The organism is Shewanella sp. SG44-6, from assembly GCF_014164185.1.
GTDB lineage: Bacteria > Pseudomonadota > Gammaproteobacteria > Enterobacterales > Shewanellaceae > Shewanella > Shewanella vesiculosa.
Genome location: NZ_JACJER010000205.1, coordinates 1 through 5,090, shown reverse-complemented (window position 1 = coordinate 5,090; position 5,090 = coordinate 1). Strand labels below are relative to the sequence as shown.

Below are 5,090 nucleotides of genomic sequence, written 5' to 3'. Positions count from 1 at the left end.
CCTGCGGCCACTAACGTCGTGGTGCTTCGCCCACACCAGACCAAGAGGAAATCAACGGCTATTCCCTCTTGGAACTCCCAGCCGCCCCGCAACATTTTCGCTATTTACAAAACAACAGCGGCGAAAAGGTCGCCATGGGGATTGAACAAGCTTTTAACTTCATTTGAAACCAGCTTCGGCCTTATTCGAAAATGCTAACGCTTCCGATGGTACATCCTGTACCGCGAAAGCTAAGCTCACATCCATGTGAGCTTCACACTATTTTCTTTAACGTCCTCAAGTTCAGAGTCGAATCACGCCAATTGCAAGCAAGGTATGCAAATCATTTATGCCCCAAAGCTTGCTAGCACTCTGCTTGTTAATCACAAACATGTCCTACAAATTCTATCCTATTAGTCCATTATTATTTAAAAGATTGTAAATCCTGCCCGTTGCAACAGCAATGTATGCGAAAACCGCCGATAAAAACGGGTCGGCAGGTGTGTTTAAAAATGATGACTCACGGAAAAAACTGAGTTACACCGACAAGATGAAAGTGAAAATAGACAGCCCAATGGGGCTACGGCAGTATAGCAAGCGACTGGGTTGTATTGAGCCTGTGTTTGGCAATATTACGGTCAACAAAAAGATGAATAAATTGACCTTACGCGGCCAAGTCAAAGTTAATGCTCAGTGGCAACTGTACTGTCTTGTTCATAATATAGAAAAGCTGCAACACGCGATACACTAAGAAGGGATAAGCCCTTTTTACCTCAATAACTCACCAAACCCGCCTTATACTCCCTCTAAAAACAACAATACATCAGCATGTTAAATAATAATCTAAACACCACTAAATAATTGAGTCAAAATAGAAACTCAGATATTGTTTGTTCATTAATCAAAATGAATTTTAAAACGAGTAATTCTACAGGCTCGTTTGTTGCCTACAACCCTATGGAGTCTTTAAATGTTAAAGGATATAAAATTAAAATTTGGGCGTGCCGAAGGTTTAGACAATCAGACATTAAAGGCCATGCCCATAACTGTTTTTGTAGGCCCAAATAATTCGGGTAAAAGTAAAATATTATCTGAAATTCAACAGTTTTGCACTAGCGGTAATCAGAACACCAATAATGTAATTATCGAAAATATTGACTTAGAGGGAATTGAAGAATCGGTTCTTGATGCTAAAATTAAATCACTAACTCTTAAAGCTAATCCCGGTGAAGCTATTCACCCTGATTATATTTTAGTTGGTAAAGGGCAAACTAGGCATCAAGTACAAGAAACACTGTTTAGACAAGCTTTACTAACTCCAAATGTGCACCCATCACATACTTGTTCATGGTTTCTTTCGTACAACACCTTAATTCTTAATGGCAGTAATAGGATTAATCTAGTTAATCAGCAGGGTGCAGGAGATCTACAACAACCACCACACTCAAGTTTTCAAGTTCTATTTAGGGATGATGATAAAAGACAAGAAGTTAGTCGAATAATTCATGAAGCTTTTGGGCAATATTTAGTTATAGATCCTACAAATCTAGGTCAACTGAACCTTCGCCTTTCAAAAGTTCCTCCTAAAGATACTATGGAAGAAAGAGGAATTCATCAGGAGGCCGTTGATTTTCATGCTAAAGCTCTACCTATATCTCTAGCTAGTGATGGTGTAAAAGCTTTTACTGGTATGGTAACTGAAATGATTGCAGGTGATCCTTCGGTATTATTAATGGATGAACCTGAAGCTTTTTTGCATCCATCGCTTTCCTTTAAGCTAGGAAAGGAAGTCTCTCAAATAATGTCTGGGACGGATAAAAGGCTCTTTGTAGCAACTCATAGCCCCAACTTTGTAATGGGATGTATTCAATCAGGTGCACCCGTAAATATTGTTCGGTTAACTTATAGGAATGATGTAGCTACTGCTAGAATCCTTCCTAATGAAGATATTTTGAAACTCATGAGAAATCCTTTGCTACGTTCAACTGGCGTTTTAAGTGGACTGTTTTATGAGTTTGTTATTGTTACAGAATCAGATGCTGATCGTGCATTTTATCAGGAAATCAATGATCGCCTTTTAAAAAGTTCTGATCAGAGAGGAATACCTAATTGCCTATTCCTTCATGCCCAAAATAAGCAAACTGTTAAAACAATAATTAAACCATTGCGTGAGTTAGGAATACCTGTTGCAGGAATAGTTGATATAGATGTTCTTAAAGACGGTGGAACAGTGTGGACAGGGTTCCTTGATAGTGGCTCTATACCAGAGTTAGAAAGAGCGCCGCTAGCTTCTTTAAGACAAGCTTTGAAGCAAAAGTTTGAAGAATCAGGGAAAAACATGAAACGAGATGGTGGAATTAAAATTCTCTCAGAAGATGATCAAGAAGCATTGCAAAACTTTTTTGATAAACTAGCAGATTATGGTTTATTTGTTGTTCCTAATGGTGAGTTAGAATCATGGTTAATGGGATTATCTGCCTCGGGGCATGGACCTAGTTGGCTGGTCGAAATTTTTGAAAAAATGGGTGAAGATCCCTTGTCTGAAAATTATCTAAAACCTGAATATAATGATGTTTGGCGGTTTATTGACTCAATTGCAGCTTGGTTCTTAAACCCTAGAAGAAAAGGTATACCTAAATAGCAATTAACTAAGGATAGACCGCGCGAAGCCGCGTCCTGCTACCAAGTGTTGAACAAGCCCGAACAACTAAGAGTGACTCTTTATTATGTAAATAACAGCGCGAAAATATGCGCTGTTTGATGTGATAGTTATCGTGCTAGCTTTTTGTAGTCAGCAAGCTACCTTAGCCCTTCTGTTAATTTTTTTAACGCAATATTTCAGTATCTTAAATTAACTCCTTCATAGTATTGATTAAGCCATTATTCTTATTATCATTTCTAGCTTTAGGTTGTGAGCCGTAAGTTTGTTGGTCGTTTCACTATGCCCATAAACCGTATTGGTTGCTGACAACAGGGGCTGCAGCGCGTCGCTAATCTGCGCTTTATCTCAGGCATGATTGGAAACACTGCCCCAGTAACTGCCAGCATTAGTTGTATTTGTTGCCTAAGCTTTTTGGCATTACCTCTGAGGTGTTCAAATAATTGTAGTGGCATAGTTATTCGTTAGCTTTTATACCAGACTGTTTAAATATGATTACAATCCCGTAATCTTGGTACATGTATCAACGTTCTCTGGTGTGCAAACTGTGATAGGTGTGTAAATTGTTTTCTCATATTTTTGTTCTGTTACAATTTTATACAGTGTCAAAATGGCTAGTCTTCCCATTTCATATGGGGCTTGACCAATATTGATATGAACAAGATTATCTTCCAACATAGCTAATTGTTCAGAGGATGTGTCAGTAATAACAATGATGACCTTATTGTTATTAATTTTTGCCTGGTACGGGGCAATCATTTTACGATAAAGTGCTTGGTCATTTTGCGGCCAACCACCAACAGCAATAAAAGAGTCTGCTTTTACAGGCTTACCTTTCATTACAGACTCCATTTGATTAATAGATTGATCCAATTGATCAAAATTAAAGAAAGGTTCTCTAACTTCAGTCCATCCCGAATCGTTATTAAGCAATTCTCCAGGAGGTACATCGTATTTTTTTCCCGATAATGCGGAACGGACACCCATCAATCTTAAATTCAGATTGGGAGAATCTGGTCGCCCAGATTGCATTATTAGCGTTCCCCCATTGGGCCGAAGTTTTTTTAACTCTTCACCTAATGACTTACCCAATTCAAAATTGTCAGTGCCTATATAGGCTAGGCGTAAACTATTAGGATCTTCATTGATTGAAACATCAATATCAGAGTCATAGGTAATAACCGGAATACCTGCTTCTTTAGCTCTCTTAAGGCTATTTTTAACGAGATATTTAGATTGTGTAACGGCTACTGCGATACCGTCTATACCTTCATCAATAAGTTGATTTATTACCTGATCTTGCATCCTAACATTACTTATATCTGGTCCCCGATATATGCATTCCACGCCTTTTATTTGAGCCGCTGCATCTATACAGCCAGCTTTGCTTCGCTCAAAAAAAACACTATGAAATTTAGGTACCACGGCAAGTCTTAATTCTTTTCCATAGACAGAAGATATGGGTATTAGACTAAAGGCAACAAACAATACAAGTGATCTCCCCATACTCCCTCCTTAAATAATCATATTGCGACTCAGCTTACAATAAAACATAGCAAAGAAACTCATTTAAAAATGTGAGCTGAAACGGTATTGCTGAACCTATCAGTGTGAGCTAATCGATATTGTTGTGTTTTGAACTCCCCCATGCGTCAGCATGGCAACACCATACAAGTAACCAATTGGTTCTAATTTTTGAATGCCTGTCATAATTTTATTGCTTGCTTGTTTTTGGCTCATTCCAAGCATCAAGCGCTTTCGCAGACATTCAAATGAAACTGGGTGGGGATATTAATAACTCAATCGAATCAGAGTAAACTTTTATAAAATTAAACTGAAACACTAGCTTCTCTAAAAATTCTGTCCAAAAATGAGTTAGTACCTGTAAATGGGTAAATTCAACTCTGAACTTGAGGCCATTGAAGACTCTTTATAAAAGAGTCAGTGAGCTGACCATAGCCTTTCACGAATTCCAAGGCATCCTGCCTATCAGATCCCCACTAGCTTTCGAGTTACAAGTCGTTCTTTGGCATACATGCCACCACGACATTCGTGAATCCATTCACCATAACAATCGTTAGCATTTTCACTCTTTATGACAAGATGGGCCAAAGCGGAATTCAAACGAAATTAAAAGCGGGATCTCCTTCCGTCGCGACCTTGTAGATTTTTGAAAATGTTGCCGGAACGCTGAGGGTTTGCAAAGGCTGATTTATAAATAAGAATGCGCTTTACCCTTTTGCTCTGGTGTAAGCGAAGCGCCACGACGATAGCGGCCTTAGGCCATAAAGCACAAAACATAAAAGAACAACGCTAGATTCCGGCTCAAAAGCATTACCGGAATAATGAGATGGACCCACCCTTCTAATCGGCTTCATAGTGAGCAATGATAAGTTTGTACACTTTATCAACAAAGGGCGGGTCCGAATATGAAGATTACAACAATTGGTTT

General features: G+C 38.6%; 4 protein-coding genes and 1 pseudogene. 3 read left to right on the top strand and 2 right to left on the bottom strand.

Features of this window, described 5'->3' with window-relative positions; all coding sequences use genetic code 11:
- The 3 genes from H5185_RS22810 to H5185_RS21155 all read left to right on the top strand — a co-directional run.
- Positions 1–198, top strand: a 198-nt coding sequence (locus H5185_RS22810; protein ID WP_220494511.1) for a hypothetical protein, incomplete at its 5' end; no start/stop codon positions are given.
- A gap of 244 nt (positions 199–442) precedes the next feature.
- Positions 443–730 (top strand): transposase, encoded by a 288-nt coding sequence (locus H5185_RS23135; RefSeq protein ID WP_124015017.1) that lies wholly within the window; start codon positions 443–445, stop codon positions 728–730.
- A gap of 219 nt (positions 731–949) precedes the next feature.
- A complete protein-coding gene (locus H5185_RS21155) occupies positions 950–2,620 on the top strand; it encodes an ATP-dependent endonuclease (RefSeq protein WP_124015018.1) in 1,671 nt (556 codons plus the stop codon).
- A 263-nt stretch (positions 2,621–2,883) separates the two neighbouring features.
- On the opposite strand, the pseudogene H5185_RS23130 reads toward H5185_RS21155, so the two are convergent.
- Positions 2,884–3,069, bottom strand: a pseudogene (locus tag H5185_RS23130) (IS91 family transposase); the annotation flags it as partial.
- Between the two features lie 64 nt (positions 3,070–3,133).
- Entirely contained in the window at positions 3,134–4,144 is a 1,011-nt protein-coding gene (locus H5185_RS21150; RefSeq protein WP_124015019.1) for a substrate-binding domain-containing protein, read from the bottom strand.
- Between the last annotated feature and the right edge of the window lie 946 nt (positions 4,145–5,090).